This window comes from Aquibacillus koreensis (assembly GCF_025154055.1).
GTDB classification, from domain to species: domain Bacteria; phylum Bacillota; class Bacilli; order Bacillales; family Amphibacillaceae; genus Aquibacillus_C; species Aquibacillus_C koreensis.
Genome location: NZ_JAOALK010000052.1, coordinates 17,145 through 35,002 on the forward strand (window position 1 = coordinate 17,145; position 17,858 = coordinate 35,002).

At 37.9% G+C, this 17,858-nt stretch carries 13 protein-coding genes; 10 read left to right on the forward strand and 3 right to left on the reverse strand.

Annotation, left to right across the window (positions count from 1 at the left end; genetic code table 11):
* Positions 1 to 48 precede the first annotated feature (48 nt).
* Positions 49 to 966: an aldo/keto reductase gene (locus NYQ66_RS14785; protein ID WP_259870501.1), complete on the reverse strand. Its 918-nt coding sequence runs from the start codon at positions 964 to 966 to the stop codon at positions 49 to 51.
* 1,240 nt (positions 967 to 2,206) lie between these two features.
* Between NYQ66_RS14785 and NYQ66_RS14790 the strand changes: the two genes are divergently transcribed.
* The gene (locus NYQ66_RS14790; RefSeq protein ID WP_259870502.1) at positions 2,207 to 2,662 is read left to right on the forward strand and encodes a hypothetical protein; all 456 of its coding nucleotides are present in this window, start codon (positions 2,207 to 2,209) and stop codon (positions 2,660 to 2,662) included.
* 40 nt (positions 2,663 to 2,702) lie between these two features.
* Here the strand turns inward: NYQ66_RS14790 and NYQ66_RS14795 are convergent, their stop codons facing one another.
* A complete protein-coding gene (locus NYQ66_RS14795; protein WP_259870503.1) occupies positions 2,703 to 3,173 on the reverse strand; it encodes a nucleoside deaminase in 471 nt (156 codons plus the stop codon).
* 244 nt (positions 3,174 to 3,417) lie between these two features.
* Between NYQ66_RS14795 and NYQ66_RS14800 the strand changes: the two genes are divergently transcribed.
* The 4 genes from NYQ66_RS14800 (at position 3,418) to NYQ66_RS14815 (ending at position 8,591) form a co-directional block, all read left to right on the forward strand.
* Positions 3,418 to 4,185: an IclR family transcriptional regulator gene (locus NYQ66_RS14800; protein ID WP_259870504.1), complete on the forward strand. Its 768-nt coding sequence runs from the start codon at positions 3,418 to 3,420 to the stop codon at positions 4,183 to 4,185.
* Positions 4,186 to 4,254: 69 nt separating this feature from the next.
* Positions 4,255 to 5,166: a fumarylacetoacetate hydrolase family protein gene (locus tag NYQ66_RS14805; protein ID WP_259870505.1), complete on the forward strand. Its 912-nt coding sequence runs from the start codon at positions 4,255 to 4,257 to the stop codon at positions 5,164 to 5,166.
* Positions 5,167 to 5,195: 29 nt separating this feature from the next.
* A complete protein-coding gene (gene gucD, locus NYQ66_RS14810; protein WP_259870507.1) occupies positions 5,196 to 6,656 on the forward strand; it encodes an alpha-ketoglutaric semialdehyde dehydrogenase GucD in 1,461 nt (486 codons plus the stop codon).
* 465 nt (positions 6,657 to 7,121) lie between these two features.
* Complete coding sequence (locus NYQ66_RS14815; RefSeq protein ID WP_259870509.1) at positions 7,122 to 8,591, forward strand: methyl-accepting chemotaxis protein; 1,470 nt, start codon at positions 7,122 to 7,124, stop codon at positions 8,589 to 8,591.
* A gap of 189 nt (positions 8,592 to 8,780) precedes the next feature.
* Here NYQ66_RS14815 and NYQ66_RS14820 read toward each other — a convergent pair whose 3' ends face one another.
* Positions 8,781 to 10,772, reverse strand: coding sequence for a YjhG/YagF family D-xylonate dehydratase (locus NYQ66_RS14820; RefSeq protein WP_407652095.1), 1,992 nt, complete (start codon positions 10,770 to 10,772; stop codon positions 8,781 to 8,783).
* A 465-nt stretch (positions 10,773 to 11,237) separates the two neighbouring features.
* On the opposite strand from NYQ66_RS14820, the gene NYQ66_RS14825 reads away from it, so the two are divergent.
* From NYQ66_RS14825 to NYQ66_RS14845, 5 genes are all read left to right on the forward strand, one after another.
* Positions 11,238 to 12,587, forward strand: a complete 1,350-nt coding sequence (locus NYQ66_RS14825; protein WP_259870510.1) for an extracellular solute-binding protein — start codon at positions 11,238 to 11,240, stop codon at positions 12,585 to 12,587.
* A gap of 93 nt (positions 12,588 to 12,680) precedes the next feature.
* Entirely contained in the window at positions 12,681 to 13,628 is a 948-nt protein-coding gene (locus NYQ66_RS14830) for a carbohydrate ABC transporter permease (RefSeq protein WP_259870512.1), read from the forward strand.
* Positions 13,628 to 14,449 carry a carbohydrate ABC transporter permease gene (locus NYQ66_RS14835; RefSeq protein WP_259870513.1) on the forward strand — a complete coding sequence of 274 codons (822 nt, stop codon included), beginning with the start codon at positions 13,628 to 13,630 and terminating at the stop codon, positions 14,447 to 14,449. Before NYQ66_RS14830 ends, NYQ66_RS14835 begins: the two co-directional genes overlap by 1 nt.
* A 154-nt stretch (positions 14,450 to 14,603) precedes the next feature.
* On the forward strand, positions 14,604 to 16,172 hold the full coding sequence (locus NYQ66_RS14840; protein WP_272480045.1) for a glycoside hydrolase family 43 protein: 1,569 nt from the start codon (positions 14,604 to 14,606) through the stop codon (positions 16,170 to 16,172).
* A 962-nt stretch (positions 16,173 to 17,134) separates the two neighbouring features.
* On the forward strand, positions 17,135 to 17,815 hold the full coding sequence (locus NYQ66_RS14845) for a GntR family transcriptional regulator (protein WP_407652097.1): 681 nt from the start codon (positions 17,135 to 17,137) through the stop codon (positions 17,813 to 17,815).
* Positions 17,816 to 17,858: the final 43 nt, after the last annotated feature.

Consider the following 17,858-nt stretch of genomic DNA (forward strand, 5'->3'; position numbering starts at 1 on the left):
TATAAAAAGAAAAATAGCGGATTTTGGATTCCGCTATTATAACAAAAACTATTGCTTGTGTTGTGGGTGGTTCGTGGATACCAAATCAGCTGCTTGCGCATTAAGCACTACTTGGTCTGGATTTTTACAACCTGGTATTACAGTTGAAACGGCAGGATGTTTTAGGCACCATGCTAAAGCCCAGGTTGCCATAGGTACACCCTCAGGTACTTCGTTTCTTGCTATTTCTTCCACGAGTTTTAATTTTTTGCTAGTATCTGCTTGATCATGTTTGGAACGAACATCACTTTTTTCAAAGGTTGCACCTGGCTTATACTTTCCGCTTAAATAACCACTTGCCAAGGGTACTCGAGCCAATACACCAAGATTGTCTTTTTCAGCAATCGGAAGAACTTCATCTTCAGGCTCACGTTGTAATCGATTATAAATTAATTGTATCGCTCTGGCGTTAACTTCTTTTGCGGTTTTGGTTTGGTATGTGCTAGCTTCATTTTGCAGGGAGATACCCAAGTTTCTAATTTTACCTGCTTGCACTTGTTTGTCTAACATTGTCCATAAGTCATCATTATTAAATTCTTCATCTGAACAAGAATGTGCTTGATACAAGTCTATATAATCTGTCTTTAAAGACTTTAAAGAATGATCTAATTGCTTTAGTACTTGATCTGCTTTCCATTGACGTGTTCTTTCAAAGTTATCGATAAAATGATGTCCAAATTTAGTTGCTACAATCCAGTCTTCCCGATTATTCCTCGATAAGTAATCACCAATAAAAGATTCGGAAAGGTGGTCACCGTAACACTCGGCTGTATCGAGCAGGTTTATGCCTACTTCTCTGCCTTTATCTAAAATCTGATCTACTTCCATTTGCGTGAAATCTTTGCCCCATTCACCACCGAACTGCCATGTGCCAATACCTATTACGGAAACGTCTAAATCTGTACTTCCTAAACGTCTATACTTCATCAGATCCTTCACTCCCTTTATGTAATTAACTCTATTATCTTATGTTCTCTTTTGTTTAGTACTAAATTACGTGTGATTCGTTTTGGGAAAGCCTTGACAATCAAAATAAAGAATACATCATACATGGCGAGCGTTTTGCATTTTTATCAAAAAAAAGGCAAAAAAAATAGCACCCTCAGTAAACTAGGATGCTCAATAGGGGGACAATCTATTTTGGAAAAAATATTGCACATAAAGCTGTTACTGATATATCAAAATCATATTAATGATTCGATTCAGAACAGAGTATGTGTTATTACTCCATGAATTGTAACCGTTTCCATTGTATAATAGAAATAAAACGTTTACATCCTACTAAAGAACTATATTTTAAATTTATTCTATTTTTTTATGGGTGTTTTATAGGTATTAATACATAGTGTAAATGATTCAATTCTATTATTTTAATAAAGTAGCGAAAGCTAATCATGGAAGTAAAAGAATATTTTGGTATATCCTCTATTCACAGTACTAGCCGCACGAAAAAGATGATTAACATCCATAACGGAATAGAGAAAACAACTCCAAAGAAACATCCTTTTCCAAATGAGTCTTGTTGCTCCATCATTTCACCTCATTGGTCTCTAATGGTATCCATTATTACCAGTTATGTTTGTTAATAACCTTGTATTAAACTAAATATAATCCTTTTCTATTAAATTCGATTACTGCGTAGAATCGATAAACTGTGACGTAATAATCATATATTCAAATAGAAAGTGGTTATGATGACCAAAATGATGGTGGAGGACCTCAAAAGGGAATCAAATGCCGGTTATGATGCCCGAAATAATAGTGGAGGACCTCAAAAGGGAATCAAATGCCGGTTATGATGCCCGAAATAATGGAGGAGGACCTCAAAAGGGGATCAAATGCCGGTTATGATGCCCGAAATAATAGCGGAGGATCTCAAAAGGGAATCAAATGCCGGTTGTGATGCCCGAAATAATAGCGGAGGATCTCGAAAAGGAATCTAAGCTAATTATAATCTGGGAGTTATCTTAGAATAGAGCGTTACGTCGCATTTTGTATCTACTACGAATAAAAAATAAGTTATATGTATAAAAGTAATTGATACATCTGTCCTGTGTATTGTTAAAAGTGTAGAAAGTCTGATAATAATGTTGCCGGGCTTTGAATAGTTATACTAGTAGTCCAAAAGTGTGTGCAAGCTATCAGATTTAATAAGGGAGCAGATGGGATGCGAAGACAACAAGGATTGTTAATCATTGGGGTAGCCATTGCTTTTATCATTTTTATTGTAGTATTTATTATGATTCAACTATCACCAAGCCATCAAGCTAAAGAGATTGTAGAAGCGTTTTATGTATATGAAGAAGAAGGGAAGTTTGCGGATTCTTGGGACTTATTTCATTCACAAATGAAGAGTAGGTTTGATAAGGCCCATTATATACAAGATCGAGCTCATGTGTTTATGAATCATTTTGGAGTTACGACATTTTCTTTTGAACTAAGTGGAGTGAATGAGATGAATAATTGGAAAATGAGTAGTGATGCAAAGCCAATCGGAACCGTTTACGAGGTTGTGGTTACACAATCCTATAAAGGTGATTACGGAAATTTTTCTATCGTCCAATCTATTTATGCTACAAAAGAAGAAGGGGATTGGAAGGTGTTGTGGGATTATAATAAATAAAAGTGACCCGATTATCTGTCTCTCGGATCACTTGCCTTTCTTAGTATTCTACTTTGGCTGTGTGCTGGTCCCAAACCTTAAATGGTAGCACTTTTTCCTTTAAAGGTAATAAGTGAAAAGGGATGGATCTAGCTTCATGGTGTTTAGCAATCTCATCATAAATAAAAGCATCGTCAAAACCAGAAGCTGCAGCTAGGTTCTGATCGGCTGCATAATACACTTTTTCAAGTCTAGCCCAATAAATAGCTCCTAAACACATTGGACATGGTTCGCAACTTGTATAAAGAGTGCATGTATCTAATTGAAAGGTTTGTAGATTTTCACATGCTTGTCTAATTGCTTGTATTTCTGCGTGAGCAGTAGGGTCGTTGCAATCTGTTACTCGGTTTTGTCCTCTTCCGATAATTTCACCTTGTTTATTAATAATAACAGCTCCAAACGGACCACCATTATTACTTACATTTTCAACTGCTAATTGAATCGCTTGGTTTAAATACAATTTGTTGTTCATTTGATGTCCCCCTATGATTGTTTTATACAAGTTTATCAGGTATACTTATTGCGTAAAAGAATATTCTGAAAACTTAAGCGCTATCATGTAAAATTCCCTGTGAGATTATCTTACATTTCACCTTTTTTGAATAGAAAGATGCGAATACCTTGACAATATTTTGCGATAAAGGTAATTTGAAAGTAAAAATGAATAGGCTTACATTTTCAACAATGGATAGCTTCGTGATAGGGAGACAGATGGCATGCCAATAATTCAGTCTATAGATCGTGCGCTTCGTATTCTAGATTTATTTGATGAAAGACAACAAGAACTAAAGATCTCTGAAATAAGTGCTCAACTTTCATTAAATAAAAGCACGATACATTCTTTATTAAAAACATTAAAACAACATGATTATATAAAACAGGATCTCGACACTGGCAAATATAGCCTCGGGCTAAAGCTTGTTGAAAGAGGAAATTATGTGCTCCATAGTTTAGATATTCGAAATGTGGCAAAACAACCATTAACGAAATTATCTGATACGACGGGACAAACGGTGCACCTCGTTATTTTAGATGGTAACGCCGGTGTATATATCGACAAGGTAGAAGGTGCGGCATCTATTGTTTTTTCTCGTATTGGAAGAAGAGTTCCGATTCATTCAAGTGCAGTTGGGAAAGTGTTAACAGCATTTAAAAAAGAAACAGAATTACAAGCGATAGTAAAGGAGTATGACTTTTTTAAGCAAACAGTTCATACGATCACTTCAAAAGAAGCATTTCTACAAGAGTTGAAGGCGGTAGTTAAGGTAGGTTATGCGATGGACCAGGAAGAAAATGAGCCTGGAGTGTGTTGTATCGCAGTGCCTATTTTCGATCATAAGGGAGATACATCGGCAGCGATTAGTATATCAACAACAATCTCTAATGTAACAGAAGAATATAAAACGTCTACAATTAAACAACTGAAAGAAACAGCATTGGAAATTTCCAATAAATTAGGTTATACATCTTCTTTTTATTCATGATAAATAAATTGCGTTTACTGTATGTATAATACAGAACGCGGTTTTATAATATAAAATAGGAGTGGTTGAATGAGGGTTATTTGTTATCAATCAGGTGAAGGACCAAATCAGTTAGCTGCAGTTACGGATGAAGGAATGGTTTATGATTTGCCATTTATTGATTTTATTTCCTTCATGCGTACTGCTGAGCAAAACAAGAAGTCATGCTTGGCAATTGTAAACGAGATTATGCAAGATTCTTTACCAATTCCGGAAAAGATGGAAGATTTAACTTTAAAGCTTCCAGTTCGTTCCTATGAAGTATGGGCAGCAGGGGTAACTTATTCAAGAAGTAGAGATGCGAGAAACATGGAAGCAAAGGTCACGACCAATTCCTATTACGATAAAGTCTATGATGCAAAGAGGCCAGAGCTTTTCTTGAAATCTACAGAAAGAAGAACAATTGGGCCGAATACTCCTGTTTATATTAGAAGCGACTCTAATTGGCAAATTCCAGAGCCGGAATTGGGTCTGGTGATTGACAGTCATGGTGCTATTATCGGTTATACGATTGGTAATGATATGAGCAGTCGTGATATAGAGGGGGAAAATCCACTTTATTTACCACAAGCAAAAGTTTGGAAACACTCGTGTTCAATTGGGCCTGCAATTCGATTAGCTGAAACTGTAGAGGATCCATACAGTTTTGTAATTACTTGCCGTATTTTTAGGGAAGGTAAAAAGGTATTTCAGGATAGTGCAAGCACAGCATTACTAAAAAGAAAATATGAAGAGTTAGTATCCTATTTAATAAAAGATAATGTTACTTTTGATGGTACGATTTTATTAACTGGTACATGTATTGTTCCAGATGATGATTTTACACTACAAGATGGGGACATGGTAGAAATCGAGATTCCAGGCATTGGTACTTTAACTAATCCTGTTAAAGCTCCGTTACAAGAGAATGAACAAGTCAAGGCGAATTTAGAAGAAGTCTAGTAAACTATTTAATTCTTAGGAGGATATTTATGTCTACAATTGCAGAAACGAAAACATATTTAAATTATGTGAATGGTGTTTGGCAAACTTCTTCATCCGATGAGGTGATCGCAAGTATTAATCCTGCCAACAAACATGAAGTCGTTGGAAACGTACAAAGTTCAACAAAGGCAGATCTAGACCAAGCGGTAGCAGCTGCCAAAGAGGCACAAAAAGCATGGCGTAAATTATCCGGTGCTGACCGTGGAAATCTTCTATTTAAAGTAGCGCAAGTAATAGAAGATAATCTAAATGACATCGCAGAAACAATGACGAGAGAAATGGGAAAAACGTTACCTGAAGCAAAGGGAGAGACGAACCGTGGTGTAGCTATTCTTCGATATTATGCTGGCGAAGGCATGCGTGAGGTAGGGGACGTGATCCCATCTACGGACAGTTCAGCATTAATGTTTAGTAAGCGTGTCCCGTTGGGTGTAGTAGGCGTGATTACCCCATGGAACTTCCCGGTCGCGATCCCAATTTGGAAAATGGCTCCCGCTTTAATTTACGGGAATACTGTCGTGTTAAAGCCTGCAACAGAAGGGGCAGTTACGGCTGCTAAAATAGTAGAGTGCTTTGATAAAGCAGGTTTTCCTAACGGTGTGGTCAACTTTGTTACTGGAAAAGGATCTGTTATTGGTCAAGGATTAGCGGAGCACAAAGACGTGAATGCAATCACTTTCACTGGTTCTAACCAAGTTGGGCAAGGCATTGGCCGAACTGTTGCCGGACGTGGAGGTAAATATCAGTTGGAGATGGGTGGAAAAAATCCACTTATTGTAGCTGCTGATTGTGATCTTGACCTTGCTGTTGATGCTGCAATTAGCGGTGGTCTTAAATCTACCGGTCAAAAGTGTACGTGTAGTAGCCGGGTGATTGTCCAAAGTAGTATCTATGAAGAGTTTAAAGCGAAGCTACTCGACAAAGTAAAAGATATTAAAGTTGGAAATGGTTTAGATGAAAGTACATGGATGGGGCCTTGTGCTAGTGAGGGACAATATAATACGGTCCGTCATTATATTGATAAAGGGCTTGAGGAAGGCGCTGCATTACTTATTGGTGGAGACCAGCCTGACGGGTATGAGGATGGCTTCTATGTGAATCCTACTATTTTTGATAATGTGACCTCATCGATGACGATTGCACAAGAGGAAATTTTCGGACCGGTGTTAGCATTAATGAAAGTCGATACACTTGGTGAGGCAATTGATTTAGCTAACGATGTAGAGTTTGGTCTAAGCGCTTCAATTTTCACAAAAAACATCGATCACATATTGACATTTATAGACGATATTGAAGCAGGACTAGTGCGAATCAATTCAGAAACTGCTGGGGTGGAACTGCAAGCGCCATTCGGTGGTATGAAAGCTTCTAGTTCGCAGTCACGTGAGCAAGGTCAGGCGGCGAAAGAGTTCTTTACTACGACGAAGACGGTGTTTATAAAAGGATAATTGTTTAATTATTAGGCATGAGGATGGTTGCGTTCATCCTCATGTTTCTTAATGACCAAAATATGAGATTCAAACAACACCTAAATATAAACGCTGAAATATACATATGAATGCTTTGGCGTTTAGAACCGGATTTTTAGTGAACATAAAATTTACTGAGAAAATAATAGTAGCTATATAAATAGGAAGAAACTTGTTTTTGTAACATTCATTTTAAATAATGGTTCAGCGAGACCTAATCTTACAAAAAAATTACTTCAGAAATAATAAAAGCTTGGCATTGAGCCAAGCTTTTATTATTTCTGAAGTAATTTACTAGTTAGCATTTAACTTTTTCGGATAGTGAAAGAGTCCTAGGTAGATAGTTTTGTATCTTGTGGAAAATATGTTGTCATGTTGGTCTTTATACATATATAATTTACTTATGACAATTTTTGTATGTGCCGTGAAGGTGGAGGTGTTGGCATGAGCGTGGTAGATAAGATGACATATCAAGACGCATTAAAGAAAAACACACTAATGCTAGTTACGATTGCAATTACAATGTTAGCAGGTGTAGGTTTATCGATTGTTGATAAGGAATTATACAAGTTAGCGATTTATAGTGCTGGTTTAGTTATTTTAGTAGCTTTATATTTTCTTCTGCAAAAAGTGTTGAAAAAAATAAGAATGCTGCCCTACTTGATGTTGACAATAATTTATGGTTTAAATTTAGTATTTATTTTCACTAAAGAAAGTAGCATTCAAATTATTTTAATAACATTATTTTTGTCCATTTATTCGGCAATACATATGAACAGAAAGATATTCTTTTTTGGTTATTCATTAGGTCTAATTGTTATTATGGCGAATCATTTTCTTGCAAGCAATAGTCAAGTTCAGGCATTGTTTAGTTATGTTATCTTAATCTATTTATTAATTGGTATTATCTTTTTCGTTGTTATTCGTTTACATGTGGAACAAACTAAAAAAATAGAAGAACTATTAGTCAGTGCTGAAGAAGAAACAGTGAAAAAGGAACAACAGAAGTCAAAATTAGAGAGTAGTGTAAAGGGGATCATTGAAAGTATTGCGGAAGTGAATGAGCACTTGCAGTTGAGCTTAACAGCACAAAATGAAATGGCCGCAACTATAAACGAAGTATCGATTGGAAGTCAAACACAAGCGGAGAAAATTGGAGAAATCACACAAAATACAATGGATACAAAGCAAAATATGGATGAGGTCCATGCGAAATCTATTGATTTGTATAAAGCCTCCACGCATGCAAATCAGCTGACTACGAATGGAAATCATATGATTCAAGAGCTAAATGAAAATATTCGCTCCCTCTCGAGCGTAATGAATGATTTAAGTGAGACGTTTAATGTGCTAACAGAAAAAATTACAGAAACAAATTCATTTGCAGGTACGATCAAAGACATTACGGAACAGACTAATCTCTTGGCGCTCAATGCTTCCATTGAAGCTGCTAGGGCTGGGGAAGCAGGTAAAGGATTTGCGGTGGTCGCTGAAGAAATAAGAAAACTTGCAGAACTTACAGGCAAAACAACGGAAAAAATTTCAACGAATTTAGTAGAATTAAATACAAGCAATAAACAGGCACTTGAAAAGATGGATCAAAGTAAACATAATATCAACCTGGGTGTGCAATCAACAAATGAGGTTACTGGTTATTTTGAAGAAATTGCATTAACGATGGATAAGCTTGATATGGGGTTAAATACATTCAAATCTCTCGCGGAGAAAGTACGAATGCAATCGTCAGGTGTTGAGCATTCCACTAGTGATCTGGCGGCTATTATTGAACAGGCTACTGCGAGCCTAGAGGAAATGAATGCAACAGTGGAAGAACTTACTTTTGGAAATCAAAAACTCTCTACTATTATGGAACAAACAGTAAACAACGCAATGGAAATACGAGAAACATTTTAATAAAAGTTCGATTGTAAGTGGAGCAGGAGAATGGACGAGTGGGTCTTTCTCCTGTTTTCGTTCAAATAGTCTACATACAAATAGACCTATCATCCTATCTGTCTAACATACCGAATCGATAGCAATAATTGTATTAAAAATTGCAAAAAATAAAAAGCTTGGCATTCGGTGCCAAGCTTTTCTGAATCTTTAATTTTTCTCTATTACTTCTTTATCCAATACCTTTTCCCCAGCCTCTAACACTTTAATAATCCGATCTACATCATACACACTACCACGCCATGTGCCACCGCTTACTTTTTGCAGGGCTGCCCAAAGCCGAGTGTCATCTGGTAATCCTGGAGAGGGTTTAATCTCTGCATTCGTTTCACGTGCTTCTAGTATTCTAGCCCCGTCTTCTGCAGATACAGGATGAGCAGTCGTTCCTAAAAAGTTAATGTCCCCTGATAGATTCATAGCATCAATGCGTACCTCAATGACATCACTAGTTTGTAGCTTGCCAATCGGCCCATCTGCTAATCCCTCGGGACCAATATGCCCAATACAAGCGCCAGTAGAAACACCAGAGAAGCGTGCGTCTGTTAATAGCGTTACGTATTTACCGTAGGATAAATGTTTTAGTGCCGATGTAACTTGGTACGTCTCCTCCATGCCTGTTCCAAGTGGACCACATCCCGTCAGTACCATAATATCTCCTTTTACTATAGCGCCACTTTTTATTGCTTCAATTGCATCTCTTTCACTTGTGAACACTTTTGCCTCAGCTTTATGATAATAAACACCATGTTCATCTAGTCGTTCTGAGTCGATGGATGTCGATTTAATAACCGCGCCATCAGGAGCAATATTCCCTTTGGGAAAAGTTATTGTCGAAGTTAGCCCGCGAATCTCTGCTTGGTCAGGAGACATGATAATTTGATCTGCATCCAGTCCATCTGCTTCTTTTAAACGCTCTTTCATTTTCACTCTTCGCTCTGATTGTTCCCACCAGTCAAGGTTCTCACGAAGTGTTTTCCCAGTTACAGTCATCACATCCTCGTCAAGTAAGCCGAGAGGACGAAGGTATAACATCACTTCCGGTACACCACCTGCTAAAAATGCCCGAATTGTTGGGTGATAATCCGGTCCATTAGGAAGAACACTTACTAGTCTTGGAGTCTTTCTATTAATCTCATCCCAATCTTCTGCAGTTGGAATATTACACCCAGCTGCATGAGCAATCGCAGGGATGTGAAGTAATAGATTCGTAGATCCGCCAAAAGCAGCATGGATGATCATCGCATTCCGAATCGATGCATTGGTTATGATATCCTTTGTTTTAAGTCCTTCATCTTCCAAAGCGAGCACAGCGCGTGCAGATTGTTTTGCCATTTCCAACCAAACCTCTTGACCGGAAGGAGCTAATGCAGAATGTGGAACGGATAGACCAAGTGCTTCACTTACGACTTGTGCGGTGGCGGCAGTCCCTAAAAACTGACAACCTCCTCCAGATGTTGCGCAAGTTCTACACCCGAGTTCAGAAGCTTCTTCCAGACTTAACTCATTATTTGAATACCGTGCACCAATCGTTTGGATTTTTGCTGCATCTTCACCATATGTAGGAGGTAATGTTACACCACCAGGGATGACAACGGTTGGAAGGTCATGCATTGATGCGAGAGCAATCATCATGGCGGGTAATCCTTTATCGCATGTACCGATACCGATAACAGCTTCTCTTGTTGGTAAGGAACGGATTAATCTGCGATAAACGGTAGCCGCATCGTTTCGATATGGAAAAGAATCAAACATTCCCTCGGTACCTTGTGTTCTACCATCACAAGGATCACTTACGTAAGCGGCAAAAGGGATGCCACGGTGTCTAATTACTTCTTTGGCTGCTTCTTTCATCAATAAATCTACTTCCCAATGGCCCGTATGATAACCGAGTGCGATCGGGCTACCATCCGCATCCTTCATCCCACCCTGTGTACTAAGTAATAAAACTTGTTTTCCTGTTAAGTCGGACGCCTTCCATCCCATTCCAACATTCTGGGAAAGTCCAAACAAGTTACCGCTTGGGGAATGGCGTAGCATCTGATCCGTGAGTGGTAGTTTACCTTGGGGACCGTGTGCGTGCGTCTTGATGTCATACAGATGAGTCGAATCAGATTGCATCAGTTTCTCTAGAGAATTTGTCACTAATAATCTCTCCTTCGCTATATTTGTGGATTAGCATGGATGAACACATGATGACGATCGTGATTGCATATAAATATTATAAAGCGCTTACATTTGTTGTTGACAATTATAAATTTTAGAAGGTATAATGTCAATATATCAAACTCTGTTTTATAATATAAAACAATTAAGTAGCAATTTATCCTCTCATTCAAGTATAAACCTTTATAATTATTCTTCTTGACTAGCCAACTAAATGCCTGATTTGATTACCCTTGAAAGATCCTACTAATTTACCTATCTAAAACTCACTTCATGAACAAATTAATTATCTTTATATGTTTATGATTCTTCATCTTAGTTATTTACTCCTTTTTATTATCTGAAATTTCAAACAATTGTTTAACTTTATTCCAAGGAAAGGGGGGAAACAGAGGTTTTAGTTTTTGTAAACGTTATCATTAATTTAAACAAGGGGGAAACAGAATGAAATTTCGTTTGTTGCTAGTATTTTTATTGTCGCTAGTCGTGATTGTGGGGTGTAATCCGACGAATACCGATGTAAGCACGGGGGGAGAAAACGAACCGGAAAATGAAAGTGGAAATGATACGGAAACAGAAAGTGGAAGTGAAAGTAACGAGAGTAGCGAACCTGAAGAAGATGTAACATTAACGTTATGGCATATTGAGGATGGTCCTTCAGGGGAGGCTATTGAAGCAGCAGTAGACCGCTTTGAAGAAAAGAACCCTGGCGTAACAGTCGAAGTTTCCCAACAAGAAAATGACCCATATAAATCAAAATTAGTTGTAGCGATGGGTGGTGGAAATCCACCAGATGTATTCTCGTCTTGGGGTGGAGGTTGGCTTGAGCAGTTCGTTAACGCTGGCCAAGTAAAAGAAATTACGAATGATATCGATCAAGACATCTATGTTGAAGCTGCCTTATCCGCATCTACGTATGGTGAGAAAGTTTATGGTGCACCAATTGGTATGGCTGTTGTACCTGTGTTCTATAACAAAGAGATTTTTGCGGATCTTGGTATAGAGGAACCTGAAACGTTTGATGACCTAACTGCTATTGTTGAAACACTAAAGGAAAATGATATTATTCCATTCACGTTAGCGAACCAATCTAAGTGGACTGGATCTTTTTATCTGATGTACTTGGCAGAAAGAATGGGAGGACCAGATTTATTTAGCGAGGCTTATAATCGTACCGGAAGAGGTTTTGACGATGAAGCGTATATTGAAGCCGGTCATAAATTACAAGAACTAGTGGAAATGGAAGCCTTCCCTGAAGGTGTAAACGGAATGAACTATGACACTGGTCAATCAAGACAGTTATTATATTCTGGAAAAGCTGGTATGCAGGTCATGGGTAACTGGTTAGTCAATAATGTTCGTGATGAAATGCCTGAATTTGAAGAAAAGCTAGGATTCTTCTTATTCCCTGCTATTGAAGGTGGCCAAGGTGCTAAAAACCATATTGTCGGTGGGGTATCTCCTGTGTTCTCTGTTTCCGAATCTAGTGAACACCAGGATCTAGCAACTGAACTAGTGAAAGAGCTTGCTAGTTTAGAAACTTCTACACAAATGGCTAATACTGCTGGAGACATTTCTGCAATTAAAGGTGTGGAATATGAAGATCCATATGTACAAGAAATCAGTGATGTCCTAGAAAGTTCAGAGGCTATGCAAACGTATTATGACCAAACACTTCCGCCAGAACTAGCACAAGTTCACTTAGATACTACACAGGCATTAATTGGTCTTTCGATGACCCCGGAAGAAGCAATGGCAAAAGTGGAAGAAAAAGCAAAAGAGTTATTAGATTAACTTCCGATAAACCTATTTGAAGACTTAGTAAGGGAAACTACATTAAGCGTAAATTCTTGGTGTAGTTTTCCCATTATAATTGGGGTGAGGGCATTGCAAAAACAATTGGGAGAAGCATCAACGCAAAAACATATTTCAATAAAGGTTCAGACGAAGGCTGCCAAGAAAAGAAAAGAGATCTTAGCGATCATTGGTTTTATGACGCCTGCATTAATCATATATGGTGTGTATGTTATCTATTCTATCTTTATGACTTTTTATTATAGTCTGTTTGATTGGTCTGGTATTGATAATAACTTTGTTTTTCAAGGGTTAGAAAATTATATTACCCTATTTCAAGACGAGGTCTTTTGGGAATCATTGGGTAACAATTCTTTGTTAGTTGGTGCCTCATTATTAACCCAACTACCATTGGGATTGATTATGGCGCTATTATTGTTCAGCCCGATTAAAGGTATTCGGTTTTTCCGTTCTGTCTTCTTCATGCCGTTTCTTATGTCCACAGTAGCGATCGGTATTTTGTTTATTTTTATTTATGATGGCAACTTTGGACTGCTAAATGCACTTCTGGAAATGATAGGATTAGAATCTTTACAGCAGGCTTGGATCGGAAAAGAAAGTACAGCAATATGGGCAGTTATTGCAACAGTATGTTGGCAATTTGCTCCGTTTTATATGATTCTATTTCGAGCGGCAATTGTCGGTATTCCTGAAGAGTTATATGAAGCTGCTAGTATTGATGGTGCAACCGCGTGGCACAGGTTTAAGAATATTACACTTCCATTACTAATGCCGATTATCGTTACTTCTGCAATCTTGTCCATTATCGGTTCATTGAAATATTTTGATTTGATTTATGTGATGACCATGGGTGGTCCAAACAATTCAACGGAATTAATGGCTACGTATATGTATAAGCAGACATTTACTAATTTTAATATGGGTTACGGTAGTAGCGTCTCATTTTCCATGTTTATCATTGCGTTTATTATAACTTTGTTCATTTTAATCGGTGAGAGAAAAAGAAGAGGGGTGGAATAATGATAAAAAGAATAAAGCAAATGCCCCTGTATGTACTAGCAATTGTATTACTGCTTTTTACGGGATTACCTTTCTTCATCATGGTCAATACATCGTTTAAATCCCAACTGAATTTCATGACATCACCATGGTCTCTTCCGGAAAGTTTCTCCTTTAGCAACTATGGACTTTTGTTAGAAATCGATTTTTTTAGATATTTTATGAATAGTTTAATCGTGTCGGTCTTGTCGGTGATCATTGTTATTGTTATTGGTGCAATGGCTAGTTATCCGCTGGCTAGATTGAAATTCAAATTGAATACGCCTCTATTTTTGTTATTTATGGTCGGGATGATGATTCCTATCCATACTACCCTAATTCCGATCTATCTATTAACGATCAATTTAGGTCTTTACGATACGATATGGGCGCTTATTGGACCGTATGTTGCATTTGCTTTACCGATTGCTGTAGTGATTTTCACTCAATTTATGAAAGAGATCCCGAAAGAACTAGAGGAGTCAGCCAAAATCGATGGATGCGGCCATATTAGATTGTTTTGGAATATTCTCTTTCCTTTATTAACTCCTGCAGTTGCAACTGTTGCGATTTACAACTTTATTCACATATGGAATGAATTTATTTTCGCTTTGGTCTTAACTAATTCATCAGATGTCGCAACTTTACCACTAGGTTTAAGAGAATTTTATGGTGAGTTTACAATCAATGTACCAGCAATCATGGCTGCATTAACACTAGGTAGTTTACCACTTTTACTCGTTTACTTTGTGGCACAAGAGAAAATTGTTAAAGGACTTGCTGCGGGGTCGGTGAAAGGGTAGTCAGAAATTGGGTGAATATTGGGTTCATATAGAGGGTTTCAGGAAAAACGCTGGCATTCAAAAGAATGTCAGTTTTTTCTACATTATCGTTTTTCATAAGAGACGTCTTCGTGTAAAATGTAAGTGCTTACGAAAAATAGAGAGGATGGTTACATTGTCACAAATAACAAATCCGGTACTACCTGGCTATCATCCCGATCCGTCCATTTTGCGAGTGGAAGATGATTATTATATTGCTGTATCTACCTTTGAATGGTTTCCTGGTGTTCAAATCTATCATTCAAAAGATATGGTTAATTGGCGATTGCTTACATACCCGTTAACGCGTGAATCACAATTAGATATGATCGGGAATCCAAACTCTGGTGGGGTTTGGGCACCGTGTCTGAGTTATGCTGATGGTCTGTTTTATTTAATTTATACGGACGTGAAAAGCAGAATGGGTGCCTTTAAAGATACGCCAAACTATTTGGTAACTGCAGAAAATATTGAAGGTCCATGGTCCGAACCTGTCTACTTGAATAGCAGTGGCTTTGACCCATCACTATTCCACGATGATGATGGGAAAAAGTGGCTCATTAATATGATTTGGGACCATCGAAAAGGGACCAACTCCTTTGCAGGAATTGCGCTACAAGAATATTCTGTTGAAGAGAAAAAGCTAGTAGGTCCGGTTAAAAATATTTTTAAAGGTACAGAACTTGGCTTAACAGAAGCACCACATATTTATAAACGAAACGGTTTTTATTACTTGTTAACAGCTGAAGGCGGCACGTGGTACACGCATGCGGCAACAATGGCTCGATCCAAAACATTAGAGGGGCCTTATGAAGTGGACCCGACTAATCCGATTTTAACTTCAGACCAAGAAAACGAAGATCAACTGCAAAAAGCTGGTCATGGTAGTCTTGTAGAAACGCAAAATGGCGAATGGTATATGGCGCATCTTTGTGCAAGACCAGTTGTTGATAAGAAGTGTATATTAGGACGAGAAACAGCGATTCAAAAATGTTATTGGACAGAAGATGGATGGTTACGTGTAGAGGGAGGGAATAATCCGCAAACGATTGTTGAAGCTCCTGACTTGCCTGCACACCCATTTGAAGAAGAAAGTAACTTAGATGATTTTAGTAGCGATACATTGAAAAGATATTGGAATTCATTAAGAAGACCTTTTGAAGAGGATTGGATTTCACTTACAGAGCGCCCAGGCTATTTAAGGCTAAAAGGTGGAGAATCAATGAATTCCTGCCACCGTCAAAGCTTGCTAGCAAGGAGACTAGAAAGCTTTCAAGCGGAAGTGGAGACAGAGGTTGAATTTTCACCAGAACATTTTCAACAAATGGCCGGCTTAATCGTTTATTATGATACCGATGATCATGTGTATCTACGTGTTACAGACCATGAGGAGCATGGAAAGTGTATCGGAATTATAGAAACAAGACACGGTAAATATGATGAATTATTAAATCAAGATATCCCACTTAACAATGCTACTACAAAATTAAAAGCGATGATCAACCATCAATGGCTTCAATTTTATTATGTGGATGGTGAAGGGGAATGGCAGACGATTGGTGAAAAAATAGATATAAGTAATCTTTCTGATGATGATGCAGATTATATTCGTTTTACTGGTACTTTTGTTGGAGTGTGTAATCAAGATTTAAGCGGGCAACAATTACCGGCTGATTTTGCTTATTTTAAGTATGAAGAGAAATAAAATAGGTTGAGGATGTATGCAATTGAGCATACATCCTTTTCTTTTTATATTTGGTGTGCCATAGGAGATCTGGATAATACTGAATTTCTATAGAGTGCGTCATTAGCCCACCCTCTGACATTTCCAAAGCAGGAACTCGAAAAGTAGTCGGAGAAGTGTGCGTTCACTGACAAGAAAAACCCTCGAGAGCGGAATGAAGTCAGAGAAGTGTGGGATCAATGACAAGAAAGTACCTCGAGAGCGGAATGAAGTCAGAGAAGTGTGGGATCAATGACAAGAAAGTACCTCGAGAGCAGAATGAAGTCAGGGAAGTGTGGGATTACTGACAAGAAAGAGCCTCAAGAGCAGAATGAAGTCAGAGAAGTGTGGGATCACTGACAAGAAAGTCACTCGAGAGTAAATTGAAGTCAGAGAAGAGTGTGATCACTGACAAGAAAGTCCCATGAGAGTAGATTGAAGTCAGAGAAGAGTGCGATCACTGACAAGAAAACCCCTCGAGAGTAAATTGAAGTCAGAGAAGAGTGCGATCACTGACAAGAAAGTCCCATGAGAGCAGATTGAAGTCAGAGAAGAGTGCGATCACTGACAAGAAAAACCCTTGAGAGTGGATTGAAGTCAGAGAATGCCACGATCTCCGACAATTAAATGCCTCAAGAGCCGATTGTAGTCAGAGAGGGATCCAACTCCCAAAAGTTAGCTAGTACACTGTTAAATATATTACTTTTTTGTTACGAAGGATTTTATATCGACTCTGACAAATAAAAAAAACCACCGATATTGAAAACAGCCCTAACAATCTCCTCCTACCAGTTGAGAAAACGGATACAAAATTAAAAAAAATCCCCTTATATTTATTGAAATTTGCCTAGATCCGTCCTATAATGGTTGTATAACTACCATACTAGTATGATTAAAATACAGTGTGGTGTTGGATGTAGCAAGGTGATGGTGAGGTGAAGGGCATTTCTACAACCAATACAAGAATTAATGGTTCCACGCGTGATTTCGTGTATTACACGCTTAAAGATCAAATTATTAATTTAGAGCTAGAGCCGGGAACGAAAATATCAGAGAAAGAAGTCTCTGAAAAACTGAAGGTTAGCCGTACACCGGTAAGAGAAGCGTTTTTAAAGCTGGCTCAAGAGGATTTGTTGGGCGTGTTTCCTCAAAGCGGAACAATCGTTACACAAATTGATTTATCGCTAGTGGAAGAAGGACGCTTTATTAGAGAAAATATTGAAAAAGCAATTGTTAGAGAAGCGTGTGAAGCGTTGGATGATGACCAACTTTTTCAACTTGAAACAAATATTAGATTACAAGAACTGTGCCTGGAAAAAGAATCTCATCACAAATTGTTCGAATTAGATGATGAATTCCACAAAATCTTATTTGAAGGCTGTAACAAAATTCGTACGTGGAATATGATCCGGCAGATGAATAGTCACTTTGACCGCTTACGAATGTTGCGATTGGTTGCGGATCATAATTGGAGCGTGCTTGTTGCGCAGCATAAAGAAATATTCCACTTCATTTCAGATAAGAAACGTGACGAAGCGGAAGCATCAATGGCCTTGCATCTAAAATTAGTCGACCTGGAAAAAGGGAAGTTAAAAGAGCAATATCCAGGTTTTTTTAACGAGTAGAAGAAAGCTTCTCTACTCGTGTTGTATAATTTATTTTTTTAAA

Excerpts from the sequence above, each read along its gene's own strand:
- NYQ66_RS14785 (WP_259870501.1), bottom strand. The coding sequence starts at position 966 with ATGAAGTATAGACGTTTAGGAAGTACAGATTTAGACGTTTCCGTAATA.
- NYQ66_RS14790 (WP_259870502.1), top strand. The coding sequence starts at position 2,207 with ATGCGAAGACAACAAGGATTGTTAATCATTGGGGTAGCCATTGCTTTT.
- NYQ66_RS14795 (WP_259870503.1), bottom strand. The coding sequence starts at position 3,173 with ATGAACAACAAATTGTATTTAAACCAAGCGATTCAATTAGCAGTTGAA.
- NYQ66_RS14800 (WP_259870504.1), top strand. The coding sequence starts at position 3,418 with ATGCCAATAATTCAGTCTATAGATCGTGCGCTTCGTATTCTAGATTTA.
- NYQ66_RS14805 (WP_259870505.1), top strand. The coding sequence starts at position 4,255 with ATGAGGGTTATTTGTTATCAATCAGGTGAAGGACCAAATCAGTTAGCT.
- gucD (WP_259870507.1), top strand. The coding sequence starts at position 5,196 with ATGTCTACAATTGCAGAAACGAAAACATATTTAAATTATGTGAATGGT.
- NYQ66_RS14815 (WP_259870509.1), top strand. The coding sequence starts at position 7,122 with ATGAGCGTGGTAGATAAGATGACATATCAAGACGCATTAAAGAAAAAC.
- NYQ66_RS14825 (WP_259870510.1), top strand. The coding sequence starts at position 11,238 with ATGAAATTTCGTTTGTTGCTAGTATTTTTATTGTCGCTAGTCGTGATT.
- NYQ66_RS14835 (WP_259870513.1), top strand. The coding sequence starts at position 13,628 with ATGATAAAAAGAATAAAGCAAATGCCCCTGTATGTACTAGCAATTGTA.